Annotated in this window: 2 protein-coding genes and 1 pseudogene; 2 read left to right on the plus strand and 1 reads right to left on the minus strand. The window is 59.4% G+C overall.

Annotated features, from left to right (window positions below; all coding sequences use genetic code 11):
- Window positions 1–202 (plus strand): annotated as a pseudogene (locus EN906_RS34320) (cobalamin-binding protein); the annotation flags it as partial.
- 82 nt (window positions 203–284) lie between these two features.
- Here EN906_RS34320 and EN906_RS34325 read toward each other — a convergent pair.
- Window positions 285–425, minus strand: coding sequence for an entericidin A/B family lipoprotein (locus EN906_RS34325; protein WP_023812312.1), 141 nt, complete (start codon window positions 423–425; stop codon window positions 285–287).
- A gap of 64 nt (window positions 426–489) precedes the next feature.
- On the opposite strand from EN906_RS34325, the gene EN906_RS34330 reads away from it, so the two are divergent.
- Window positions 490–1,119, plus strand: a complete 630-nt coding sequence (locus tag EN906_RS34330) for a DUF1638 domain-containing protein (protein WP_127271741.1) — start codon at window positions 490–492, stop codon at window positions 1,117–1,119.
- The last annotated feature ends 205 nt before the right edge of the window (window positions 1,120–1,324 follow it).

Here is a 1,324-nt window from a genome sequence, read left to right on the forward strand (position 1 = left end):
GCCCTATATGAAGGTCGTCATCGACACGATGAAGGAAAAGGGCATCCGCGACGATTATGTCGTGCTGGTCGGCGGCGCGCCGCTGAACGAGGAATTCGGCAAGGCCGTCGGCGCCGATGCCTATTGCCGCGACGCGGCAGTGGCGGTCGAGACCGCCAAGGACTTCATGAAGCGCAAGCACAATGTGCGCGCTTCGGCCTGATTGGTCATTTCGGCCGGACAACAGGAAGCCGCGCCTTGCAGCGCGGCTTTTTTGTTCCCAGATGAAGAAGTACGGGCGCGGATCAGGGATTGTTGACGGTGTCCTCGACCGCATTGGCGGTTGATTTGACGTCCTTGCCGACGCCTCGGACGGTGTTCGCACAAGCCGTGAGGGCCAGGGCGCAGGTCAAGATGGCAATTGGCGTGATGCGTAGCAGTTTCATGGACGGTGTCTCCCTCAATAGATAAATTAGCGCTACAGCAACGAAGGCCGGCTCGACGGGTTCCATGGCCAAGACGCAAAAAACGAAACCGAATCAAGACGACAAGCTGCTCGTTATCGCCTGTGGGATGATTGCGCGCGAAATTCTGGCCGTCAAGGAACAGCTCGGACTGGATCACCTCGACCTGACCTGCCTGCCGGCAGAATTCCATTTCTATCCGGACCGCATCGCCCCGGCCATGGACAAGGCAATCGAAAAGGCCAAGGCCGAAGGCTACAGCAACATCTTCGTCGGCTATGCCGACTGCGGCACCGGCGGCCTGCTCGACCGCATCTGCGAGAAGCACGGCGTCGAGCGCATGGCGGGCCCGCACTGCTTTGCCTTCTATCAAGGCATGGAGGCCTATGCGAAAGTCGCCGACGACGACATGATGTCCTTCTACATGACCGACTTCCTCTGCCGGCAGTTCGACGCCTTCTTCATGAAACCGCTCGGCCTCGACAAGCACCCGGAGTTGATCAAGGACTATTTCGGCAACTACGAGAAGCTGATCTATCTGGCCCAGACCAATGATCCGGAACTCGACAAGGTCGCCGAAAAGGCAGCCAGAATGCTTGGTCTCGTCTATGAACGCCGCGCAACCGGCTATGGCGACCTGACGGCCGGAATGGCGCAGGCGGCAGCACACGCCTGAAGCAATTCCTGACCCCGCCATGCTCTAACCCTGGGTGACAGGCCGCCGAGAACGGGTAAGTTGTGCGCCACAAGGCAACAGGCCCTCCAGCCATTCGAACGTGGAAACACACTGATGACCCCTCGCCTCTTGATAGCCGCACTCGGTCTCCTCTGTTTCGCCCTGCCCGCTCATGCCGATGGCGAGGTACAGAAACTCATCACCC

It is taken from the genome of Mesorhizobium sp. M7A.F.Ca.CA.004.06.1.1 (genome assembly GCF_003999135.1).
Taxonomy (GTDB): domain Bacteria; phylum Pseudomonadota; class Alphaproteobacteria; order Rhizobiales; family Rhizobiaceae; genus Mesorhizobium.

What these genes read in the sequence shown, in the direction of transcription:
- EN906_RS34325 (WP_023812312.1), bottom strand. Translation starts at nt 425, where the DNA reads ATGAAACTGCTACGCATCACGCCAATTGCCATCTTGACCTGCGCCCTG.
- EN906_RS34330 (WP_127271741.1), top strand. Translation starts at nt 490, where the DNA reads ATGGCCAAGACGCAAAAAACGAAACCGAATCAAGACGACAAGCTGCTC.